The organism is Candidatus Poriferisodalis sp. (genome assembly GCF_965215815.1).
Lineage (GTDB): Bacteria > Actinomycetota > Acidimicrobiia > Acidimicrobiales > Poriferisodalaceae > Poriferisodalis.
Genome location: NZ_CBDCEO010000013.1, coordinates 810,983 through 833,631, shown reverse-complemented (window position 1 = coordinate 833,631; position 22,649 = coordinate 810,983). Strand labels below are relative to the sequence as shown.

12 protein-coding genes and 2 pseudogenes are annotated in these 22,649 nt (G+C 66.5%); 7 read left to right on the top strand and 7 right to left on the bottom strand.

Annotated features, from left to right (window positions below; genetic code table 11):
* Window positions 1-28: 28 nt before the first annotated feature.
* On the top strand, window positions 29-1,033 hold the full coding sequence (locus ACOOHB_RS13600; RefSeq protein WP_420445376.1) for a malate dehydrogenase: 1,005 nt from the start codon (window positions 29-31) through the stop codon (window positions 1,031-1,033).
* Window positions 1,034-1,246: 213 nt separating this feature from the next.
* Entirely contained in the window at window positions 1,247-2,080 is an 834-nt protein-coding gene (locus tag ACOOHB_RS13595; RefSeq protein ID WP_420445375.1) for a DNA-processing protein DprA, read from the top strand.
* Window positions 2,081-2,406: 326 nt separating this feature from the next.
* Here the strand turns inward: ACOOHB_RS13595 and ACOOHB_RS13590 are convergent, their stop codons facing one another.
* Together ACOOHB_RS13590 and ACOOHB_RS13585 are read right to left on the bottom strand one after the other, a co-directional pair.
* On the bottom strand, window positions 2,407-3,606 hold the full coding sequence (locus ACOOHB_RS13590) for an HNH endonuclease (protein ID WP_420445374.1): 1,200 nt from the start codon (window positions 3,604-3,606) through the stop codon (window positions 2,407-2,409).
* The gene (locus ACOOHB_RS13585; RefSeq protein WP_420445373.1) at window positions 3,503-4,300 is read right to left on the bottom strand and encodes a hypothetical protein; all 798 of its coding nucleotides are present in this window, start codon (window positions 4,298-4,300) and stop codon (window positions 3,503-3,505) included. The genes ACOOHB_RS13590 and ACOOHB_RS13585 overlap by 104 nt, the downstream gene beginning before the upstream one ends.
* An 81-nt stretch (window positions 4,301-4,381) precedes the next feature.
* Between ACOOHB_RS13585 and ACOOHB_RS13580 the strand changes: the two genes are divergently transcribed.
* From ACOOHB_RS13580 to ACOOHB_RS13570, 3 genes and pseudogenes are all read left to right on the top strand, one after another.
* On the top strand, window positions 4,382-4,705 hold the full coding sequence (locus ACOOHB_RS13580) for a helix-turn-helix domain-containing protein (RefSeq protein ID WP_420445372.1): 324 nt from the start codon (window positions 4,382-4,384) through the stop codon (window positions 4,703-4,705).
* Between the two features lie 21 nt (window positions 4,706-4,726).
* A pseudogene (locus ACOOHB_RS13575) lies at window positions 4,727-4,849 on the top strand (malate dehydrogenase); the annotation flags it as partial.
* Between the two features lie 344 nt (window positions 4,850-5,193).
* On the top strand, window positions 5,194-15,867 hold the full coding sequence (locus ACOOHB_RS13570) for a Calx-beta domain-containing protein (protein WP_420445371.1): 10,674 nt from the start codon (window positions 5,194-5,196) through the stop codon (window positions 15,865-15,867).
* A gap of 27 nt (window positions 15,868-15,894) precedes the next feature.
* On the opposite strand, the gene ACOOHB_RS13565 is transcribed toward ACOOHB_RS13570, so the two are convergent.
* Window positions 15,895-16,338, bottom strand: a complete 444-nt coding sequence (locus tag ACOOHB_RS13565; protein WP_420445370.1) for a hypothetical protein — start codon at window positions 16,336-16,338, stop codon at window positions 15,895-15,897.
* Between the two features lie 30 nt (window positions 16,339-16,368).
* Window positions 16,369-16,611 carry an AbrB/MazE/SpoVT family DNA-binding domain-containing protein gene (locus tag ACOOHB_RS13560; RefSeq protein WP_420445369.1) on the bottom strand — a complete coding sequence of 81 codons (243 nt, stop codon included), beginning with the start codon at window positions 16,609-16,611 and terminating at the stop codon, window positions 16,369-16,371.
* Window positions 16,612-16,747: 136 nt separating this feature from the next.
* Between ACOOHB_RS13560 and ACOOHB_RS13555 the strand changes: the two are divergent.
* Window positions 16,748-17,218, top strand: a pseudogene (locus tag ACOOHB_RS13555) (NAD(P)/FAD-dependent oxidoreductase); the annotation flags it as partial.
* Window positions 17,219-17,275: 57 nt separating this feature from the next.
* On the opposite strand, the gene ACOOHB_RS13550 reads toward ACOOHB_RS13555, so the two are convergent.
* Window positions 17,276-19,093, bottom strand: coding sequence for a D-alanyl-D-alanine carboxypeptidase (locus ACOOHB_RS13550; protein ID WP_420445368.1), 1,818 nt, complete (start codon window positions 19,091-19,093; stop codon window positions 17,276-17,278).
* A 134-nt stretch (window positions 19,094-19,227) separates the two neighbouring features.
* Here ACOOHB_RS13550 and ACOOHB_RS13545 point away from each other — a divergent pair, with 134 nt between their 5' ends.
* Window positions 19,228-19,956 (top strand): aspartate/glutamate racemase family protein, encoded by a 729-nt coding sequence (locus tag ACOOHB_RS13545; RefSeq protein WP_420445367.1) that lies wholly within the window; start codon window positions 19,228-19,230, stop codon window positions 19,954-19,956.
* Between the two features lie 196 nt (window positions 19,957-20,152).
* Here ACOOHB_RS13545 and ACOOHB_RS13540 read toward each other — a convergent pair whose 3' ends face one another.
* Window positions 20,153-21,151: an ABC transporter permease gene (locus ACOOHB_RS13540; RefSeq protein ID WP_420445366.1), complete on the bottom strand. Its 999-nt coding sequence runs from the start codon at window positions 21,149-21,151 to the stop codon at window positions 20,153-20,155.
* Window positions 21,148-22,641, bottom strand: coding sequence for a sugar ABC transporter ATP-binding protein (locus tag ACOOHB_RS13535; protein WP_420445365.1), 1,494 nt, complete (start codon window positions 22,639-22,641; stop codon window positions 21,148-21,150). Before ACOOHB_RS13535 ends, ACOOHB_RS13540 begins: the two co-directional genes overlap by 4 nt.
* Window positions 22,642-22,649 lie beyond the last annotated feature (8 nt).

The window sequence follows — 22,649 nt, the reverse complement described above, 5'->3', positions numbered from 1 at the left end:
TGCCCGCACGTGACCCATGGAGAACGCCGTGAACGGTCCAGCCAAGAAAGATCCAGTCCGAGTAGCCGTGACCGGAGCTGCGGGCCAGATCGGCTACAGCTTGCTGTTCCGGATCGCCTCGGGAGCCATGCTCGGCCCCGAGCAGCCGGTCGAGCTGGCGATGCTGGAGATCCCGCCCGCGATGGGCGCGCTCGACGGCGTGATGATGGAGCTTGACGACTGCGCCTTCCCGCTGCTGGCCGGGCGCAAGGGCACCTCAGACCCGAACGAGGCGTTCGAAGGCGCCGACTACGCGCTGCTGGTGGGTTCGATGCCTCGCAAGGCGGGCATGGAGCGCAGCGACCTGCTGGCGGCGAACGGCGGCATCTTCACCGTGCAGGGCAAGGCGCTCAGCGACTCGGCCAACTCCAGCGTGCGGGTACTGGTGGTCGGCAACCCGGCCAACACCAACTGCCTGATCGCCATGCGTAATGCGCCCAACATCGCCGATGGGCAGTTCACCGCCATGACCCGCCTCGACCACAACCGGGCCGTTGCGCAGCTGGCCGGCAAGGTCGGCATGTCGGTGAATTACGTGACCCGCATGACGATCTGGGGCAACCACTCGGCTACGCAGTATCCGGACATCTTCCATGCCGAGGTGGGCGGTCACAACGCTGCGGCGCTGGTGGACGACCAGGCATGGCTGGAGGACGACTTCATCCCGACCGTGCAGCAGCGCGGCGCGGCGATCATCAATGCCCGTGGGGCTTCGTCGGCAGCCTCGGCAGCGTCCGCTGCGGTGGATCACATGCGCGACTGGGCGTCGGACACGCCCGGCGGCGACTGGGTGTCGATGGCCATCCCGTCCACCGGCGACTACGGCGCTCCCGACGGGATCATCACGTCGTACCCGGTGACGGTGTCAGGCGGCCAGTACCACGTGGTGACCGGACTCGAGCTCGACACCTTCAGCCGTGCCCGCATCGAGGCCACTTGGGCCGAGCTGGTCGAAGAGCGCGACACCGTTGCCGGAATGGGCCTCCTCGGCTGACGTCTCAGCTCGAGCGCTGGTCAGACGCGTATGCGTGGGCGATCACCCACGCGTCGCCTGCTCATGTACCACCTCATGCCTACAGTTGCCGGGACGGGCAACTGAGGTTGCCCGGGAGGAGGTTCGATAGCTGTGTTGGCTGATGTGTTGACTGATCGCGCCCTCCTGACAGCGGTCTGTGAAGACCTCGTGCCATTCATGAATGGTGAGAAGATGTGCCGTCTCTCTCTCGTGCTTGACGAATTGGCGCTAGACCGAAGCGGCTCACTACTCGACGACGAGGACCGCACATGGTTCGAAGCGGCCGTCGAACGCGGACGGGAGCGCACCTCCTTCTGGGGTGAGGAACTTGAGCGACTCCGCAGGCAGGACATCCGGGTCATGGCCTGTACCGATTCGGACTATCCAGTCAATCTGACCCTCGTTCACGATGCTCCACCGGTCCTCTTCGTTCGCGGGGGCCTCAACGAGGATGACAGAAGGGCTGTCGCCGTAGTTGGGACTCGAAAGGCCTCGCCCGATGGGCTCAGCCGGGCATCCGCCATCTCGACAGATCTCGTTGCCCACCGATACACGGTCGTCTCAGGTCTTGCGAAGGGCATCGACACAGCGGCGCACTCGGCTGCCTTGAACGCAGGCGGCCGGACAGTCGCGGTCTTTGGAACTCCGGTTGAGACCATCTACCCCGCTGCGAATCGCGGATTGGCGAGACAAATCGTCCGTAACGGTGCATGCGTTTCGCAGTTCCTTCCTGGCGTGCGTACGGGCCGATGGTGTTTTCCCGCGCGGAATCTCACCGGGTCTGGTCTGTCGCTGGCGACAGTCGTTGTGGAGGCATCCGCGACGTCGGGTGCCCGACTCCAGGCAGAGGCCGCCTTAAGGCATGGCAAGCGTGTTTTTCTCGTCGAGTCGCTGGTGACCGCCCAGCCATGGGCCCAGCAAATGGATGCTGCTGCACACAATGCAACGGTTGTGAGAGATGCGGACCAAATCGTTACGGCGCTCGAAGCGGACTTAGCCGTCAGCAGCGATGCCGTATCCGCATGAGCGATCTAGACCCGCGCCCGAACCTTGATCTAGTTCGGCCGGGTCTAGTTCCCATCGCTCGTCCACAGGATGGCGTGTGTCGCACGTGTTGCAGTGGCGCGAACCTCGGCTGGGACGATTGCTACCAGTGCGCCCGCTTCGGTGTTGTCGAGGTGCTACCGATCTCGATGTCCGAGCGTGGTGGGCCCCTGCATCATCGTCTTCGCCTCTACAAGCGCGGCAATGAGCAGCAGCGCATCGATTACTCCCTGCAGCTTGGTGCACTCCTGGGGTGAATCACCGCGAGTGTCTTGCGTCTGGGCGGTTGGGGCTTTGCCCCCGGGGGTTCAGCGTGGGGGTGCTCGTGACGGGTCGTTGCTGCTGTTTGGCGGCTGGGTGGGTGGTTGGAGCCGGTAGCGGCTGCCTGCGGTGTCCCATTCGACGGTGAAGCCCTGTTGGTGGATCTTGTCGTTATGGCAGTTGGGGCAGACAGTGACGAGGTTGGTGTAGTCGGTGTGGCCGCCGTGCTGCCAGTGGTCGATGTGGTGGTGCTGGCAGCGCTCGGGGGAGATGCCGCACCCGACGCAGCCCTTGTCGCGCAATGCCAGGGCGGCGCGTTGGAGGTCGGTGGCGGTGCGGCGGGTGCGCCCCATGCGCAGGTCGCCGGTCGCGGCGTCGAAGATCGCCGGCAGCACTTCGGCGTCGACGGCGATCTTGGCGATCTCGCCGATCGGGATCGGTGTGCCATCCGCGAGGCGTCCGTTGGTGAGCTGGTGGTTCACCATGTCGTAATCGGCCACGACGATCAGCGACGCGCCTGCGGGGCGCTTGGTGTCGGGATCGCAAATGAGCTGGCTGATCGCGTCGGCCATCCGCTGCTGAGGTGTGCGCCGCGCAGCGGGATCCTCGTCTTTGAACAGACGCCGCTCGGCGGCGGCGATCACCGTGCCCAGCCGGGCGCCGGTGAGCGGGTCGACAACGAGGTTGAGCACCGTCATGCCGTCGCTGTTACGGGTCAGGATCTTGGCGCTGCGCGCCCGGCGCTGCCGCTCCAGCAGTGATGCGCCGTCGTCTCGGTTGACGTCGGCCACATGGCGGGCGACGGTACGACGGAACTCGTCATAGCCCTCGTGTCGTGCCCGCTCGGCCAGGAACTCGTCGTCGATCGGGGCGTCGCCGGCGGCACGGGCAATCAGCTGCGCGTGGCCCACCGGAACCGAACCCGCCGAAAGCCCCTCACGGGTCGCGTCCAGCCCGCCGAGCCTCACTGCGTCCCTGACCTCGCCGCGTGCCTTGCGGCCCGACACCGCCATAGCGTCCGTCGCAGCGTGCGCGGCGGCACCGTCGCCGTTGCGGCGGGCGATCTCGCCCAACGCGTCCGCCTTCATCGCCGCGAGCCGAGACTCGGCCCGAGCCAGCACACCCAGCCGAGCCCGCAAGCCCTCACCGCACAGCCCAGCAACATCCACCGCATCCACACGCACCCCACCCGATGCCAACGCGCCTGCCGCACTGCCCCCACAAGCCGAATCGCTGCCGTCCTTCATGAGAACAACCGTACGAAGGGGGTGTTACAGCCATGTCCAACCCAAAGGCACGAGAGACCTCGGATTCGGTACCGGGGCCTCCCCCGAGCACTACGACGGCGCGAACGCGCTCAAATGCTGCCGATCTCAGCATGTCGGGCACATCGCCAATGAACTGCATCTGTCGCTGTCGCAGTGATGGAGGCCCGACGTCTTCGTTCGAGCGCCGTCTGACCAAGAGGAAACGTCTCGGGTCATACGGGTCGAGTCGGGAAAAGTAGCTGTAACCGACTCTGGCGCCGAGTTCGCCAGCTGCAACGACTGAGGGAACTTGTTCGTCCGCAAGGCGGTATCCGAGAACCTCTGCGAAGCGGTCGAGTCGTTCGTTGCTTGCAGCGGTCGGATAGCTGCCGGAACCTGTCGATTCGGCGTCCCCAGGAGTGCGGGCGGAGCCGGACACAAAGAGCCGGGCCGGTCGCGTTCTGGCAACGAGCTTCTGCAGCATCGTCGTGATCTCGGAATAGTTGGCGATCTCGATGAGTGGATCGAAGTTCGTAGTCCAATTCTCTGCGATTCCGAGTTGCGCCAACAGAACGTGGTTCTCGAGCGGTTCCGGGACAACCGCACCGACTGACAGGCCAGCGCCGATCAGCACACTGGCTTGCCCAGCTTCGATAGCGCTGCCGTAGCCCTCGATGAACGTCTCAGGGTCCACGCGCCGCACTATCGCCGATTCGCGACTAGTTTAGCTGCGTATAAACTACTTGGCGATGGCGTCGGTCGCTGGAGGCCTCATATGAAGATCACCAACACGAGGAGTTCGGACGACTTTGAGGAGGTCGACGACGTCCTCGATGGATTCAACCTCACGCACGCCGAACGATCCCGGATCGAGGACAGAACTGCCGGCCTGCTCGCCTTGGACGCCTGTCTGAAAGGCCTCCGAGTCGCCGCAGGAGTCCGCCAGACAGATGTGGCACAAGCCATGGATGTCACCAAGTCTGCTGTTTCCCAGCTTGAAGCCCGCGGCATGCTCGATGCCAAGCTCAGCACGTTGACTCGGTACTTCGCCGGCCTCGGATATCAGATCGAAATCACCCTCACCCCCATCGACGCGTGACAGCAAAGCCATCTGAGGTTCGCAGCGCCGCCGGTGGACGACCAGGCATGGCTGGAAGATGACTTCATCCCCACCGTCCGGCAGCGCGGCGCAGCAATCATCAACGCACGCGGCGCGTCCTCGGCAGAGTCGCTCGACCACGCCGTCCATTTGCAGAACTCGAGCGCCTTCGGGCTGACCGGGGGCATCCAGACGCTCGACCCCTGCGAGCGTTGTGCCGGTACTGCCATGCAGATCGCGTGAGGATTCGATGTGCGCCTCTTTGAGCGTGTCGCCGAGCACCCCGCGATCAACCACAGCCTTGGAAGCACCAGCGTGAATGTCTCATAGTTTGATGTGAATGACACATAGAGTGGGCCGGCGACGAGGGGGGTATCTGCATGACGCTCGACAGACCGGTCCATCCAGCTGAGACGGGGGACGCAACGATGGTTCCGGTCATCGCTCCTGTGTCCGCGCTGCCCCCCCCCCGAATTTGGGGGTAGGTCATGACCGCCTTCCGGCGTCTTGTGACGCTCCCGCTGCTGGTCCTGGCGCTGGTCGCCGTGCTCCTCGTGCCCGTGCCGCCGCCGGCGGATGCGCAGACGGAGACCACCGTGCTGGTCAGCAACACGGGGCAGTCCAGCGGACTCTCTGTCACTCTGAGTAGTTCGACATCCAAGCGGGCCCAGCAGTTCACCACCGGCAGCAACGAAGCGGGCTACACGCTGGGCTCCATCGGCATCAATTTCACCAACATCGCCAACACCGTGTTCGTCGGCGGCCAGCTGACCGTCACGCTGAACGCGAACAGCAGTGGCAATCCCGGCGCCGCTCTCTGCACGCTGAGCAACCCGGGCACCTTCTCCGGCTCGGGCGTACAGACCTTCGTTGTGCCGGCGACGTGCCCCACCCTTGCGGCGAGTACGGCCTACTTCGTTGTCGCCGAACGGTCGGGCTTCGTTAACACCGTCGAATTGGGCGCAGCCAGCACGGGCAACGAAGACGCTGGCGGCGCGATGGGCTGGTCAATCGGGAATGCCCGCCATTCATATACCAACGGTTCGTGGGGAGGCTTTCCGCAGCCGCACCAGATCGAGATCAAGGGCTCCGCGTTCGTGCCGCCCCCGCCGAAGCGGGTGACCGGCTTTGACCTGGACAGCAACAACGGTTCCTCCTTCGGCATGTGGGGCAATGACGACACATTCTGGGTCGTCAACGACGGCGGTGCCATCAACAACAAGCTCTACGCCTACAACCGCTCCGACGGCTCCCGCGACAGCGCCAACGATTTCGACAACGTGCCCGGCGCCGGCAACCTCAGCCCCACCGGCATCTGCTCCGACGGCACGACCATGTTCGTCGCCGACCATGACGACGACAAGCTCTACGCCTACAAGATGTCCGACACCTCCAGAGACTCGACCAAGGACATCACCCTCGACTCGGCCAACACCGAGCCCAGGGGCATGTGGTGCGATGAGACGACCGTATACGTGGCCAACGACGGCGCCACCAGCGCCAACAAGGTCTTCGCCTACACCATTTCCAGCGGCGCCCACGACTCCTCCAAGGACTTCGAGCAGCTTTACGTCTCAACCAACACCGCCGCCCAGAACGCCGAGACACCGCGCGGCATCTGGTCGAACGGCACCACCATGTTCGTGGCGGACAGCGACGACGACAATGTCTTCGCCTACAAGCACTCGGACGAGTCCCAGGACTCGGCCAAGAACCTCGCCCTGACCAGCGCCAACGACAACCCCAAAGGAATGTGGTTCGACGGCCGGGTGCTCTGGGTGGTCGACGAAACCGACGACGCGATCTACCCCTACGACCTGCCCGACGCCCAGCCGGACAACACCCCCGCCGTCGGCGACCCGGCGATCACCAGCGCGTTCACTCAGGAGGTCTTCACGGCAACAGTGACGTCCGCTGCACTTTTCATTCCCAGCCCCGGCCTAGCCGGATACGCCGTTACGGGTGTTTTTACTGTCCCTGTCGGATCCATCTCCGAGTCACAGTTCACCGTGGAGGGAGTCACCTACACCGTTAGAGCCGTAGTCGACGGAGCCAGCAACTCCAACTCCGGTGATCTGATTGTTGAGCTGAACAAGGAACTGCCACGCAGTTTCACCTTCACCGCGGACGGCGTGACCTACTCGTCACACGACGCCACCGAGAGCGAACCGGGCACCGGCCGCTATCGGTACCAGTGGGCCGCCAACCTCTCCTGGGGCGGCAACCCAATCCCGGTGGTTCTGACCATCGCATCGCCGAAGGACGGCGTGGAGGTGAGCGCCAACGTCTCCGGCATCACGGACTCCACCGACGGCGTCGCGAGCGCCCACTTCGAGTACCAGTGGATCCGGGTGGACGGAGCGGACGAGGCCGACATCGACGGCGCGACCGGCTCCACATACACGCCGACCGCCGACGACGTGGACAAACACCTCAAGGTGCGGGTGGTCTTCGACGACGACGCGGGCTACCGGGAATACCCCCGCACCAGCCCCCAGTTCGGCCCGGTCGTCGGCCTGCCGCCGGAGATCACGTCGGTCGCCATCACCTCGGACCCGGGCGCCGACAAGACCTACGCCATCGGCGACGACATCGTCGTGACGTTCACCTTCGACAAGAACATCACGCTCACCGACGCCAGCCCACTTACACCGTACGCCTCCCTCTACTTGGGAATTGGCTTTGCAGATGAGAAGGAACCGGGATGCGTGCTCGGCACGGCGCCGACGAAGGTCTTGGCCTGCACCCACACCGTCGATGAAGACGACGAGGACACCGACGGCATCTTGGTGAGCGGCAACGACGTACAGCACTTCAATCGGATCGTCGGTCCTTTCGGGCAGATAGTGGACGCCAGTCATTCCGGGCTCGCCGCCGACTCGGACCACAAGGTCGACGGCGTGCGGCCGGAGCTCAACGGGGCCAGGCCCTCCGCCGACAAGTCGAAGATCACCCTCACCTTCAGCGAGGCCATCGGCAGCGTCGACCGCACGAAGATCACCTTCGACTCGGGCGGGACGACACTGACCACCACGGCGCACTCGACGAGCGGCTCCGAGGTCGAGATCACCCTCACCACGGCGCTCACCGCCACCGACACCAACGTGACCGTTGCGCTCGCCGCCGACGCGGTCGCCGACGCGGTCGGCAACGGCAACGCCGTCCTGGCGGCCACCCCCATCGTCGACGAGACCGCGCCCACGCTGTCGGAGACGTCCACCCCGTCCAACACGGAGGTGTTGCTGACCTACAACGAGCCTCTGGACCCGGACTCCATCCCGGAGACGTCGGCATTCACCGTGGGTACCAACGAGATATTGTCGGCGACACTCACGGTCCAGGACACAGGCTCCGGCTTTTTGGGTTGCAACGATAACCCCAGCCCACCCTTCGGAGACGAATGCAATATATCCAGCACCCTGACCGCCGTCGCATTCTCGTATGGCGGCACCGACTACGAGGTCGAAATCATAGAACTCAAGGCCGGGGAACTGGACTTCCAAGCAAACCGGTACTTGGAGCCAGTTACGGTACGCGACCTGACGCTCAAGGTCGGCGCCACCTCGTTCGCATTCGCGGACGCAACCCAGCAGGGGTCCGGACTCAGATGGACCAACACCGGCCTCACCTGGAGCCAGGGCGACACGATCGCCCTGAGCATCGGCGGCGGGACCGCCCATACCGTTTCCACCGCAGCGCTCAGCGGCACCTCGGGCATCGCGCTCACGCTCAGCCCGGCTTTCCGCCCCGGCGACGCGCTGACTGTCAGCTACACCGTGCCGGAGACCAATCCCATCCAGGACATCGCCGGCAACGACGCCGCGGCCCTGGCCGACCAGGCCGTCAGCAACACCCTCGATGCCACCGCTCCGGAGGCCGTGGCGTTTCTGTCCGCCGCGATTAACACCTCGACGACATTCGGCGAGGCGGACCTTCTGTGGGACGGCGACACCTGGGCCAACGGCAGCCCCATAACCAGGCACGAAGTGCGCTACGGGGACCAGACGCCCATATGGTCGGCAACGCTCACGGTCAAGCAGTTTGGCACCAACAACTTGCTGGGATGCGAAACCGTGAGAGCCAATTTCGGATGCGAGCCAGGCGAACTTCTGACCGACAATACGTTCTCCTATGACTCGGTGGACTACCGGATCGATGAGTTATACCTCACTACTGGCGGGCAGCTGTTCCTCGCAACCAACAAGAGCAGCATCACCGCGGCGGCGCTCGCCGACCTGACGCTCCACGTGGGCGGGCTCTCGTTCCCGTTCGCGGACGCAACCCCCAACTTGGGCAACCTCACCTGGACCGGCACCGGCCTCAGCTGGAGCGAGGACGATACGGTCGCACTGGCGATTCGCAGAGTCACCTCATGGACGGAGGTCCCTGACAGCGCCCCGGGTGAGGCCAACGAGACCAGCCACACGCTGGAGGGCCTGGACCCGGGCGGAGAATACACGTTCGAGGTCCGCGCCGTGAACGACGTCGGCGGCGGCGGTGAGGCCAGTGACACGCTGACGCTGCTCGCGCCGGTGTGGAGCTTCACGCTGCGCGACGGCGGCGGCGACGTGACCGGGCTGACCGAGGGCGGCACTTCGGCGGCGGCGAGGGTGACCATCACCAACGCCGGCCAGGCCACCTTCGGCGCCGACCAGACGATCACCCTGGAGTGGGGCGGCCGCACGCTGGTGGGCGGCCGGATCCAGGGCGCGGGCAACACCTCGACCATCACCATCCTGGCCGGAGCGTCGACCGGCCACCTCGACCTCAGCGCGCCCGACAACGATGCAAACCCAATCTATATCCCCGAGACTGGCGACCTCACCGCCACGTGGGAGGACGACGTCATCGGGACCATCATGGACCTCCGCCGCATCGAGGACGAGAGCGCGCCCGTGGCGCGGATCACCGACGCCCCGGAGTCAGTGAACGAGGGTGACACATTCGACATCGACATCGAGCTCTCCGTCCGCTACCCGAATCCCGGAGCGCTCAGGTTCACCATCACCGACGACGACAGCGCCCTCAGCGGGACGCTACCCGACCAGGCATCTCTGGTCGCGAACGAACTGACCGCCACCGTAACGCTGACCGCCGCCGAGAACACCACCCAGAACGACGGCGCACGCACGGTGACCTTCGCCCTCGAGACGAGCACGGATATCCCCTACACCCTGGGCACCCCCAAGACGGTGACGATCATCGTGCGGGACGACGACACGCCGCCGCTGGCGGTGGGGAACCTCCGCGCGCAGGCGGGCAACACCGAGGCGACCCTGAGATGGGATGCGCCGCCGGCGCCCACGCCGGACCACGGTCAGCCCATAACGCACTACGAGTACCGGGTGAAGGCAGGGACGGGCTCGTTCAGCTCGTGGGCGACCCTTCCGGGCAGCGACGGCACCACCACCAGCCACAAGTTCACGGGCCTGACCAACGAGACGGAGTACACCTACGAGCTGCGAGCCGAGAACGTCGCGGGCGACGGGGCCGAGGCCCAGGTGATGGTCACCCCCATCATCGGCGTTGCGGTCTCGTTCGGCTCGGCGTCGGCATCGATCACCGAAGGCGGCTCGGCCACCGTCACGCTGACGCTGGCCACGGCGCCGGCGGCGGGAACGACGGTGACGGTGCCGATCACCGCGACGCGGGGCACGGGTCTCGGCGCGACCGAGTATTCCGGGGTGCCCGCGAGCGTGACGTTCGCCGCGGGCGACACCTCGAAGAGCTTCACCGTGACGGCGGCAAACGACACGCTGGACGAACCGGACGAAGAGCTCACGCTGGAGCTGGGGACGCTGCCGGATGGCTACGTGGCGGGGACGAACTCCGAGGTCGCCATCACGGTGGTGGACGACGATGTGGCGCTGTTGGGGCTCACCCTTCGCGATTCGGGGCACAACGCCGTCACGCAGCTCGTCGAGGGCGGCGCCTCGGCGACGGCGACGGTGTGGATCACCAACAACGTGCGGTTCGAGACCGACCAGACGGTAACCCTCGAGTGGGGCGGCCAGGAGATCACCAGCGGGCTCATCCAGGGCGCGGGCGGGAGCGCGACCATCACCATCACCGCCGGGCAATCCAACGGCACGCTCGCCGTCAGCTCCCCGCAGCGCCCGGGCGACCTGTATCGCCCGCCGGAGACCGAGACACTGACCGCCACGCACGGCGGGGCCCAGATCGGCGGCGGCATCGAGCTCGCATACGTCGACGACGAGGACCCACCCGTGTTCACCATCAGCCTGAGGGACACCAGGGTCGTCGAGAACAGCTCAGTGTTCCTGGACGGAACGCTCTCGCGGGGATACGACATCTCGGGGCTTGCCCCGCTGTATGCCTTGGCCATGGGGGCAACGCCCAGGCTCCCCATACTCGCGCTGAACGCCCAAGACGGACAGCCGGCGGCACCCCTCAATTTCGAAGGAGGACAGACCACGAGCCTCTCGAGCACCATGACGCCCACCGGCAACTCGGCGGCGGGGGACCACGCCACGGTCACCTTCACCATCCCGTCGAACCCGGACTACTACACCATCGGCACTCCGTCGATGGCGACGCTGCTGATCCTCGACGACGACGCCGCGCCGGGCGCTCCCCGCAACATCACCGCAAGGCCGGGGGACACCGGGGCGACGCTGCGCTGGGACCACCCGGCGACCTACGACCAGATCTGGGTCAGCGACTACCAGTACCGCCAGCGCGCCGGGACCGGCCCCTGGACGAGCTGGGCCGCGATCGGGGGCAGCGACGGCGAGACCACCAGCCACCCGTTCACGGGCCTCACCAATGAGATCGAGTACACCTTCGAGATCCGGGCGCGCAACAGCAACCACAACGGCGCTGTGGCCCAGGTGCAGGTCACGCCGAGGGAAGGGGTGGCGGTGTCGTTCGGAGCGGGGTCGGCCTCGATCACCGAGGGCGGCTCGGTGACGGTGACGGTGACGCTGGACGAAGCGCCCGCGGCGGGCACGACGGTCACCGCGCCGATCACGGCCACGCGCGGCGCCGGGCTCAGCGCCACCGAGTACTCCGGCGTGCCGGCGAGCGTGGTGTTCAACGCGGGCCAGACCTCGAAGAGCTTCACGGTGACGACGGTGGACAACACCGACGACGAGCCGCACCGCACCTTGACGTTGGGCCTCGGGACGCTGCCGGAGGGCTACGTGGCGGGGACGCACCACGAGTTCGTGCTGACGCTGCTGGACGACGACGTGCCGGTGGTCTCGGCGACGTTCGACCCGGCGTCGGCGTCGGTGCCCGAGGGCGCCCAGGTGAGCGTCACGGTGCGGCTGAGCCAGGCACCCGAGCGCGAGGTGGCGCTGACGCTGTCGGCGGCGCGGGGCGCGAACCTGGACGCGGACGAGTTCTCGGGCGTGCCCCCCAGCGTGACCTTCGCGGCCGACGCCACCGAGGCGGCCTTCACGGTGACGTTCGGCGACGACACCGCGGTGGAGGGCAACGAGACCCTGACGCTCGGCTTTTCGACGCCGCTGCCGGGGCGGGTGACGACGGGCGCGAACCCGCAGCTCGTGCTGACGGTGACCGACGACGACGGCCCGGCACAGGCACCGGGGAGCTTGGCGGTGATCACCGGCCACGGCTACGCCGAGTTGTCGTGGGAGCTGGTTGTCAACGACAGCCCGGTGCTGCGCTACGAGGTGCGCTGGCGGGAGACCGACGGCGGGACGTTCAACGCCTGGCAGTCGGTGGGACCCGAGACGAGCTACCGGGTGGAGGGGCTGACCAACGGCGCGGCCCACACCTTCGAAGTGCAGGCGGTGAACGCCCACGGTTCGGCAAACGTGGCGTCGGTGGCGGGGACGCCGACGGAGCGGGTGACCGGGGTCCCGACAGCGCCGCAGGTGCTACAGGTCGAGGCGACCGACAGCGGCCGGGCGGAACTCAGCTGGGCCAGGCCCGCCAACGCGAGCAACTATGACTACAACACCCCAGCGCAGCAACATCTGGTGCTCCGGAACTCTGCCCTGCGGGGCTACAGCATCGAGGTGTGCCGGACAGCCTGCGACGACGAGGCGAACTGGTATGAGATGGCCTCGACGAGGGGAATCTTCAGCACAAGATATGTGCATCAGGTGCTGGCGCCGGGCGTGATCCGGGAGAACCGCTACCGGGTGCGGGCCATCAACATCAACGGCGTTCCGGGCCCGTGGTCGAACGTGGCAACGCTCGATGCGACCGAGGTGGAGGGTCTGCGGGCGGTGGCGCCGGACTCGGGGACGCTGCGGGTTTGGTTCCAATTGCGCAACCCGGACGGCAACCCGATCTACGTGCGCTACAGGCCGAACGACAATTCTGGGTCGACAACGTACGGCGATCCGCTGCGCCCGACGGCGAAGGGCGAGGTCCGCTTCGAGCTGACCGACAACGTGCAGGCGTCGACGTTCTACCGGGTGGACCTGGACTGGGTGAACACCTTCGACTCCGGCCGGGGGCAGTCGTACTGGCTGTGGACGCCGCGGGCGGGGGAGACGCCGCTCAAGAGCCCCTATGCCCGCGACCTTGTGGAGGCGCAGGTCTGGCAGAACGGTGCCTGGCGCGATGCCTCGACCACGGCGCTGACCATCCGGATGGGGGAGGTGGGCAAGTACCGGGTGGGGCTGAAGCCCTGCACCCGCATCTACAACGTGATCCCGCGGCGCATCGAGTCGCCGGCGGGACGGCTGCGGGCGAGCCCGGCACAGACCGCCCCGACGTTGTTCTCGAACCTGCGGTGCGAGAAGGAGGGCATCGGCTACAGGACCGACGAGAACGGCAACTACCTCACCATGAGCGATGTCTACGACATGACCAACTTCCCGGACCGGGCGAACGACCGCATCCCGATCTACGGGGGGAGCCCGAACGACTGGTACGAGGTGACGGTGACGGCGCGTGCGCTCGAGGACTACGCGGCGGACGTGCGGCCCGACGCGCTGCTGAGCGCGCCGTTTGCGGTGGTGTACAACCACGAGGTCTCGTACGGCTCGGACGATACGCGGTCGGGGCCGGTCTCGGATGGCTCGGGCCTGGTGCGGATCCTGGTGGACCGGCCCGCCGATGCGACGCTTCCGGTGCCGGGCGGCGTGACGGTCGGATCGGACCGCCACATAAGCTGGAACCCGGTGCCCGGCGCGTGGGGCTACCTGGTGGAGTGGCGCCACGGCCCGCGGTACGGCAACCGGGCGAACCAGAACCGGAGCCTGCAGGCGGCGACGAGCGTGACGCTGCCGCCGGGTGCGTCGGGCCGGGGCCCGGTCACGGCGCGGGTGCGGGCGTACAGCGGCAGCGGCGTGAGCGGGTGGTCGGCGGAGCAGACCTGGGACAGCCGCACGCCGACGCTCAACGTGTTCGACGCGGTGGTGAACGAGGCCGACGGCTCGGTCGGGTTCCTGGTGACGCTGGACCCGGCGGCGACCGGGACGGTGACGGTGCAATACACGACCGTGGACGCCACGGCGGTGGCGCCGGCGGACTACACGACCACAAGCGGGACGGTGACGTTTGCGCCGGGCGAGACGAGCAAGCAGACGGCGCTGGTACCGATCACCGACGACGGCGAAGAGGACAGCGGGGAGACGTTCCGGCTGGTGCTGAGCAACCCGACGGGGAGCGATGCGAACAACGGGGCGGCCGTGATCGGAGACGGCTCGGCGGTGGCGACGATCCTGAACAGCGAGCAGGAGGTGGCGTGGCTGACGGGGTTCACGCTGGTGGACGCGGGCACGAACGCGGACCTGATGGCGCTGGCGGACGGCTCGACGGTGCAGCTCGGCGAGCTGGCGGCGGCGAGCTACGGGATCCGGGCGGACATCAGCCCGGGCGCGCAGCCGGGGAGCGTGCGTTTCGCGCTCTCGGGCGCCAAGACGGTGACGAGCAGCGACGACGCGGCGCCGTACTCGCTCTACGGCGACGGGGCCGGCAGGGTGAACGGGCAGGCGCTGCCGGCGGGCTCCTACACGCTGCGGGCGACGGCGTATGCGGACTCCGCAGGCCAGGGCGATGAGCGGGGCTCGCTGGAGGTGTCGTTCACGGTGACCGCGGGCACCACGTCGGTTGCGACGCCCGACGCATCGGACACGGGCACCGGGGAGACGGCGAGTGGGTCGACCCCGGTCGGTGCGGACGACGGCGGCGGAGCTGCTGGCGGCGGTGCTGCCGGCGGCGGCTCTGGCGGCGGCGGTGGTGGTGATTTCGATGTCGGTGTTGCGACGTTTGTGGTGGCGAATGGGTGGAGTGCTGCCGATGTGGGCGTGGCGTCGGTGCTGGCTGCTCGTACCGACGGTGCAGTGGTGGTCTATACGGCGGGCGGTGAGCTGTCCTCGGAGACCAGGGCGCTGTTGAGAGAAGCACTGCCCGCTGAGGTGGTGATCGTGGGCGGCAATTCGGCGGTGTCGCGTGATGTGCGCAACCAGATCCGCGCTGCGTCGCCCGATTCGGGCATCTCGCGGGAGTCGGGGGTGGATCGCGCTGACACCGCGGCGGCGACGGCGCGACGCATTCTGGGCGCGCCCGCTGCGGCGGGTCGGGTCACACTGATTGTGGCCAACGGCTGGTCGCCGCCTGATATCGGCGCCGCGGCGGCGTTGGCTGCGCGCAGCGGCCGTGCCGCGGTGCTGTACACCGAGGCCGCCACGCTGTCTGAGGCGTCTGCTGCGCTGCTGCGCGACTACGAGGTGGCGCGGGTGATCCTGGTGGGGGGCACCGCCGCGATCGGCCCTGATGTGGCCGACGCGATCGCTGACGCGGCAGACGGAGCCAGCATTTCGCGGCTCACCGGCGATGACCGCATCGACACTGCCGCACAAGCAGCACGCCGCGTGCTGGGCAACCCCGCCGCGGCGTCTGACGGCGTCACCTTGGTGATCGCGAACGGCTGGTCCGCGCCCGACGTGGGCGTCGCCGCCGCGCTGGCCGCGGCGACCGACAACGCCGCGGTGGCCTACACCACGCAGGGCATGCTGCCCGAGGCGACAGCAGCGCTGATACGCGACTACCGGCCGACCCGGGTGATCATCGTGGGCGGGCGCACAGCAGTCGCCGAAGACGTGCGCACCACCGTCACCCAAACAGCACCCGACAGCGCCGACATCCGACGCATCACTGGCCAGACCCGCACCGACACCGCCGCACGAGCAGCCCGACGCATCCTCGCCAACCTCTGACTCCGACTCAGCAGCGAAGGCACCTGCTCAGATCTGCAGGCTGCGAATCGGTATTGCTTGGGTGCGAGCCGCGTCGATGAGCGGTTCGTTCTCGTTGGCCTGCGCGTAGCAGATCTCCGCATCCAGAAAGCGAGCAGCAGCCAGTGCTTCGAGCGAGAGCAGGTTGAGGCGGGCCCCGTCCCGCACGAGTTCGCCCATCGGCCAGCCGATCGCGCGAAGCGACACCAGCTCGATTGATGTCGGCAGCTCGAGGACAGCGGCAATGACCTCGGCTGCGACTTCGGGCGACACACCTCCGAGCCGGCGAGACATCGAGCCGACGACTGCTTGATCGGCGAGTGCACGGCAAAGACGGTGGTACCACAGCCCCGTCGTGGCGACGACGCCGTCTCGGGGCCGCAAGTCGCGCGGCTCTTCACCGAGCAGCATCCTCAACAGGATGTGGTCGTCCACGAGGACGACTTCGCTCATGGAAGATGCGGGCTCATGGGGCCTGCGGATTCATGCGAGATCAGGCTCGCTGGCAGCGACTCGGCGCGCGAGCGACCGATATCCGCCGGCATCCTCCAAGGCTTCGCTGAGCATCGACCGCAGTCCACCTCGGTTGGCCGGCACTACCACCACCGCAGCGCCAAGATCGGCAATCTCAACTGCTCCTCCAGCAGCGATTCCCCATCGGCGACGTGCTTCAGCCGGCAGTGCCATCTGACCCCGTTCCGAAACCCGATAGTGCGCAACAGCCACGACACCAGTGTACAAGGGAATCTTGCATATTTACAAGGTTGCATTGTGGAGCTGCTGGGTGCTGTCTGCCCGCTGCGTGTGCCGGTTCTGAGAACTTCATTTGGCGAGTGTGGCGCGTTCAACCGTCGCGATCGCGATGGTTTCCAGCGCGCGTGATTCGCTCTCCCGTGCCTGCCGGGTCGTGGTGAATGCTGCAGGGGCGTGGGCAGACGAGGTCGCCGAACTTGCCGGGGCAAAAGCCGTGGGCATGCAACCGCTACGCCGCACGATTTTCACTTTCTTGACCGGCTTCGACGCCGATGATTGGCCACTGGTGATCGGCGCCGACGAATCGTTCTATTTCAAGCCCGAAGGACCTGGACAGCTGCTGGGATCGCCCGCCGACGAGCACCTCGACAGCCCATGCGATGCCCGACCCCGTGAGATTGATGTCGCCATGGGTATCGAGGCCGTCAATGCGGCGACTCGGCTGGAAGTCCGATCTATTCGCTCGACCTGGGCCGGATTGCGGACGTTCGCGCCGGACCGCGTGCCGGTGGTCGGTTTCGATCCCTGGGCCGATGACTTCCTCTGGTGCGCGGGCCAAGGCGGCACCGGCATCCAAACCGTGCCGGCTGTGCCTGGCGCCACCGCCTGTCAGTGGCGGCACTGCCGCTCGCCGGGCTCAGCCAGCGGGGCCGTATGTGTAGCGGCCTATGGCATCGAGCGTGAGTTGGCGCAGCGTGTTGCAGCTTCCGGTTTGAATAATCAGCGGCTCGTTGGCGATCATGGCGAACGTGAGCACATCGCCGTTGTCGGCGGTGCTGACACCGGCAATGGCCGAGCTGTCGTTCAGCTGACCGCCCTTGGCGAAGATCGTGTTCGTGGAGCCCTGCCCGTTGGCGAGAGGCCGCGGGCCGCAGGTCTGCAGCGTCGGGGTTCGTCCTGCGATCGACATCGAGTCCACGAGGCGCGAATCGGCACCAGCCAACGCCAGCAACCGCACTGCCGCCTCGCAGCTCATGCGGTTGTGAACTGACAGGCCCGAGCCGTCCACCAGGACGATCTCGTCGGCTGCTGATCCCAAGATGTCGCTGAGCGCGGCGGTCGCTGCCGCCGCTGCGGCAACCCGTGACGAGTCACCGTGAAGCCGACCGATCTGCTTGAGCAGCATTTCCGCCGGGGTGTTCTCGGAGTATCGCAGTATCCGGATGAGCATTTCGGAGACCGATGGCGAGGTGATGCTGCCCAGATCGGTCGAGTCGTCCGCTGCCGGGGCGCTGCCCGAACGTGGTCGGTGACGAATCACCATGCCGCGTGCTTCGAGCAAGTCGTCGAAGTCCGACGCTGCGGCTTGGGCTGCGTCGGTGCTGCGGGTGTGGCTTCGCCGGTCAGTGGTGTACGGCGAGTAACCGTCGTTGATGATCAGGCCCGACAGCACACCCACAAGGTTCTGTGACAGGTACGACTGCTTCCAGATCGGCGGCGTGTCTGACGTCGCGTCAGGCGGATAATGCGAGGTATAGCTCTGCTCGCCATCGGCGAACCACGATCCGTCCCCGACAATCGCACCGTCGATGGTCTCGATGCCCAAGGCGCCGAGTGCCGTCATGACGGCGTCTGCCAGCTCGGTCACGTCGGTGTAGGGACGCGCTCCGGCAATGCGGTTGATGTACCCGGGCGTCGCCAACACTGGGTCGCCGCCGCCGATCAGATAGACGTCGCCTCGCAGTACGCCGTCGCTGACTGCAGCGAGCGCGCTGGCATCGGTAGCCACCCGAGTTGTGAATGTCGCCTCGGCGCCCAGTTCGCTCAGCGCCGCAGTGACGGTCGCCAGCTTGGTGAGTGATGCCGGCACCAACGGGGTGTTGGCCTTGTGCTCGAAAATCGGCACGCCGTTGCGATACAGCGACATGCACATGTCGTCAGTTGCTTCGCTGGACTGCAGTGCGGCCGAGAATTCGTCTGCCAGCCGTTGCTGCCAGACGGGCGTGCCGTCATCGGGCTGTGCATCCGTGTCGTTGGGCTCGTCGGGCTCGTCGGGGTCTTCGCCCGCTGCGAGCGCTGCTGCGACGGCACCCACCGCAGTGGCGGTCTCCCAGCGATCCGCGCCGTACACGCGGGTCATTTTGCGGCCCGACAGCTTGGCATTCGGCACCGCCGCGGGTCCGCCGACGACGTAGCCGCCAGCCGCCGCTGTGGCGAGTCGTTCGAGCTGGTCCTGCGGGAACGGGTCGTCGCGACCGCCGGCCAGCACGATGCAGGTGTTTGCCCCCAGCACGCCGACGAGCGTGACTGCGGAGTAGATGTCGGACTGCGCGGCGGCGTCGGACGCGACGATCACGGGCACAGCGTCGGAGCAGTCGCCGAGCAAGCTCGGCGGCGGGAGTACTGCCGCCGTTGTCGAGGAGGACGCCTGCGCGCCCGCTGAACGCGGAAGCGGCGCACCGAGTGTTGCCAACAACACGACTGCCGCTGCGACCGCTGTGGCGCGTCGCTTCATTCGTGGCGTCCTCACTTCCTGCTGCGCTCGCTGCTTGCCCTTGCTGCGAGTGCCGGCTGATTCTGGCGGTTTCGCACTTGACAGCGGCGCCGTGCCTGAATGCCGAATTCTCGACTCAATCGAAAGGACCTGCCATGAAGATCCACATTGTCGTTCCCATCACCTCGGACTCATTCAACGAGCTCATCGCCCAAGAGGCACGCAGCTTCCTGGGGCGCGACATCGAGATCGAGGTCTCGTGTCTGACAAGCGGCCCGGCCTCGATCGAATCGTTCTACGACGAGGTCCTGGCCGGCCCCGCCATCGTCGCTGAGACGAAGCGGGCAGCTGCGGCGGGAGCAGACGCCGTGTTCATCACGTGCTTCGGCGATCCTGCCGTTCCAGCGGCGAGAGAGATTGTGGACATCCCGGTCGTCGGCGGGTTCGAGCCTGCCGTTGCGACGGCGCTCAACCTGGGGGAGCGGTTCTCAGTCGTCACCGTTCTGGAGAACGTGGTGCCGATGATCTCGGGGCTAGCGACCCGCATGGGCATCCGGGATCGCATGGCGTCCGTTGAAGTCATCGACACACCGGTGCTGGAACTGCATGACGGCGATGCGCTGCTCGACAGCCTCATGGCGGCCTCGCATCGTGCTCTGGATTGCGGCGCCGATGTGCTGGTGCTTGGCTGCACCGGGATGCTGGGCGTGGCAGCGGCGCTGCAGTCTCGCCTGGAGGCGGAACGAGTGAGGGTGCCCGTCGTCGATCCGACTGGTGCCTCGCTTGGGCTCCTGCTCACGCTGCAGTCCATGGGGCTGAAGCCGAGTCGGCGCACCTACATGCCACCCCCCGACAAGGAACGCACCACCGCCGCGGGCGTATAGCCGGCAGGCAAGCTGCGCGAGACCTCGGATCATCGGTCCGTCAGCCGAGAGCGACGAGGGGATCGGTGTAAGGGACACCAATGGCGGCGGCCACGCGCGGCTCGGCGATTCGACTCCGTGCACCTTTTCCAGCGCCCATGCGCCTGCCTGCACAGCGCAAGAAGATTCGGGAGCACCGGTCGGGAGTCCGTTCAGGTCACCCGGTTGTGCGCGCCCGTCGAGCCCAGGCGTCAAGACCGACTGCCACGAGGATGACGACGCCTTGTATGACCCGCTGCCAGATCGGGTCGACCTGGTGGATGTTGAAGCCATTGACCATGAAAGCGATGAACAACGCCCCGAGCACCGTTCGCCACACGGCGCCCTCACCGCCTGCGATCGATGTTCCGCCTACGACGATGGCGGCAATGACGGCGAAGACGAAGCTGAAGTCGTCGGACGGCAACGCACTGCCTGACCGGGCTGCATTGAGCGTGCCCGCGAGCCCTGCTGCGGCACCCGACATGACGAATGTCGCCGAAGTGATGAGACGCGTATTGACGCCGGAAAGCAACGCTGCTTCGGCATTCCCGCCTGTCGCGTAGACGTAGCGACCGAACTTGGTCCGGCTGAGCACGAGCCACGCCAATCCGACTACGGCGATGCTGAACCACGTGGCAGCGGTGAGTCCGAAGATGCGCTCGCGTGCCAAGTCCGACCACGCTCGAGTCTCGGGACGCAATATGGAGCGGTCGCTGATCAGGAACCCGGCGCCGAACCAGATGAACGATGTGGCGAGCGTCGCGATGAACGAGCCGATTCGGGCGTAGGCCACCACCACGGCGTTGAACACGCCGGCCCCTACCCCGAAACCCACCCCTGCCAAGACGCCGATCAAGATGGAGTGGGACGCGTTCAGCGCTTGGATAGCGACGATGGCGGAAGTGACGAAGACTGCCGCCTGGGAGATATCGAAGCCGCCGCCGATGATGGTCAGGGTGGCGAAGGAGGCCGCTATCAGGATCAGTGACTGCTGGTCGAGGACGTTGCGGAGGTTCGCGCCCCGCAGGAATCCGTCCGTCGTCACTGCCAGGATCCCGAACAGAGCGATGGTCACCCACAGGATTCCGTAGCGAGTGAGCAGCACGCGCACCCGCCGGGTCCCGGCATCGAACATCGATACGGCCGCCAGTCGGGATGCAGAGACGTCTGTCATCGGGTCTCTCCGGCCGTAGTCGCGAAGGCGGCTCCGAGAATGCGGGTCTCGTCGAGTTCATCGCCTGCAAGTTCCAGCACGATCTGCTGATCTCGCACGACGAGGACACGGTGCGCAAGCCCCATCACCTCGTCGAGCTCGGACGAGACGAACAGCACCGCCAAGCCCGCCGAAGCGGCGTCGGTGATCAGGTTGTAGATGGCCCGCTTCGCGCCGACGTCGATACCCCGGGTCGGTTCGTCTGCGATGAGCACTGACCTCGAGTTGAGGAACCAGCGAGCGAACAGGCTCTTTTGCTGATTGCCCCCCGACAGTTCCATCACGGCCTGTTCGATCGACGACGACCGGATGTCCACCACCTCGGTCGCTTTGGTGACGGCTTGGTTCTCGGGCTGTCGTCGCATCCAGCCCAGTCGGCTCAGGATGTCGAGATGGGGCAGCGCCACGTTGTCTCGGATCGACCGTCCCAGAAGCAAACCCTGATCTTTGCGCGACTCGGGAATCAATCCCATGCCGGCGCGTATGGAGCTACGTGTTGATCGGCGCTTGACGGGTCTTCCGCACGCGGTGACCTCGCCTTCGGCGCGGCGATCCGCGCCGTAGATGGCCCGGGCGATCTCTGATCTTCCTGAACCCACCAGACCGGCAAGACCGACAATCTCCCCCGCTCGCACCGTCAAGTCGATCTCCGGCCCTGTTCCGCCGCATCGGAGCCCACGAACATCAAGCACGATCGGTGCATCGGGTGGCGGAATCGACTTGGGCGGAAAGCTGGTGTCGAGCGTCCTGCCGATCATCGCTTCGACAAGCGTCCGCTCTGTCTCGTCCCTCGCAGGCCTGCTGCTGACAAGTGCGCCGTCGCGCAGCACCGACACCACGTCAGCTGCCTCAAGAACTTGGTCGAGGAAGTGCGATACGAGTATCACCGTCGTGCCCTCTCGCGAAAGGCGGGCGACTATCGAGAGCAACGTCTGGGCCTCGTCAGTGGACAGCCGAGCAGTTGGCTCGTCCATGATGATCAGGTTCGCATTGCGCCCCAGAGCACGAAGGATCTCGACTTTCTGCTGCTCTGCCACTGCGAGATCCATGACGAGTGCGTCAAGCGGGACGCTGAATCCGACGCGCTCGATGATCGAATCGAAGCGTCGCCGTTGCTCACGCGTTCGCACAATGCCGGCTCGGGACGGCTCGTCGCCGAGGAAGACATTGTCCCGGACGCTGCGTGCGGGTACCAGCGACAACTCCTGGGCCACCATCGTGATGCCCTGTGCCAAGGCGTCGCGGGGAGAGCGGAATATCACACGCTGCCCGTCGACGAGGATGTTTCCTTCGTCGGGGCGGTGAACGCCGGCGATGATCTTGCCGACGGTGGACTTGCCCGCGCCGTTCTCGCCCACCAGAGCATGGACTGACCCGCGGTCGATCGAGAGCGACACGGCGTCGACCGCTGTCGTCGCCCCGAACAGCTTCGACACGGCGCGCAGCTCCACGTGCGCCT

What these genes read in the sequence shown, in the direction of transcription:
- ACOOHB_RS13595 (WP_420445375.1), top strand. Translation starts at nt 1,247, where the DNA reads ATGTGCCGTCTCTCTCTCGTGCTTGACGAATTGGCGCTAGACCGAAGC.
- ACOOHB_RS13590 (WP_420445374.1), bottom strand. Translation starts at nt 3,606, where the DNA reads ATGAAGGACGGCAGCGATTCGGCTTGTGGGGGCAGTGCGGCAGGCGCG.
- ACOOHB_RS13580 (WP_420445372.1), top strand. Translation starts at nt 4,382, where the DNA reads ATGAAGATCACCAACACGAGGAGTTCGGACGACTTTGAGGAGGTCGAC.
- ACOOHB_RS13570 (WP_420445371.1), top strand. Translation starts at nt 5,194, where the DNA reads ATGACCGCCTTCCGGCGTCTTGTGACGCTCCCGCTGCTGGTCCTGGCG.
- ACOOHB_RS13565 (WP_420445370.1), bottom strand. Translation starts at nt 16,338, where the DNA reads ATGAGCGAAGTCGTCCTCGTGGACGACCACATCCTGTTGAGGATGCTG.
- ACOOHB_RS13550 (WP_420445368.1), bottom strand. Translation starts at nt 19,093, where the DNA reads ATGAAGCGACGCGCCACAGCGGTCGCAGCGGCAGTCGTGTTGTTGGCA.
- ACOOHB_RS13545 (WP_420445367.1), top strand. Translation starts at nt 19,228, where the DNA reads ATGAAGATCCACATTGTCGTTCCCATCACCTCGGACTCATTCAACGAG.
- ACOOHB_RS13540 (WP_420445366.1), bottom strand. Translation starts at nt 21,151, where the DNA reads ATGACAGACGTCTCTGCATCCCGACTGGCGGCCGTATCGATGTTCGAT.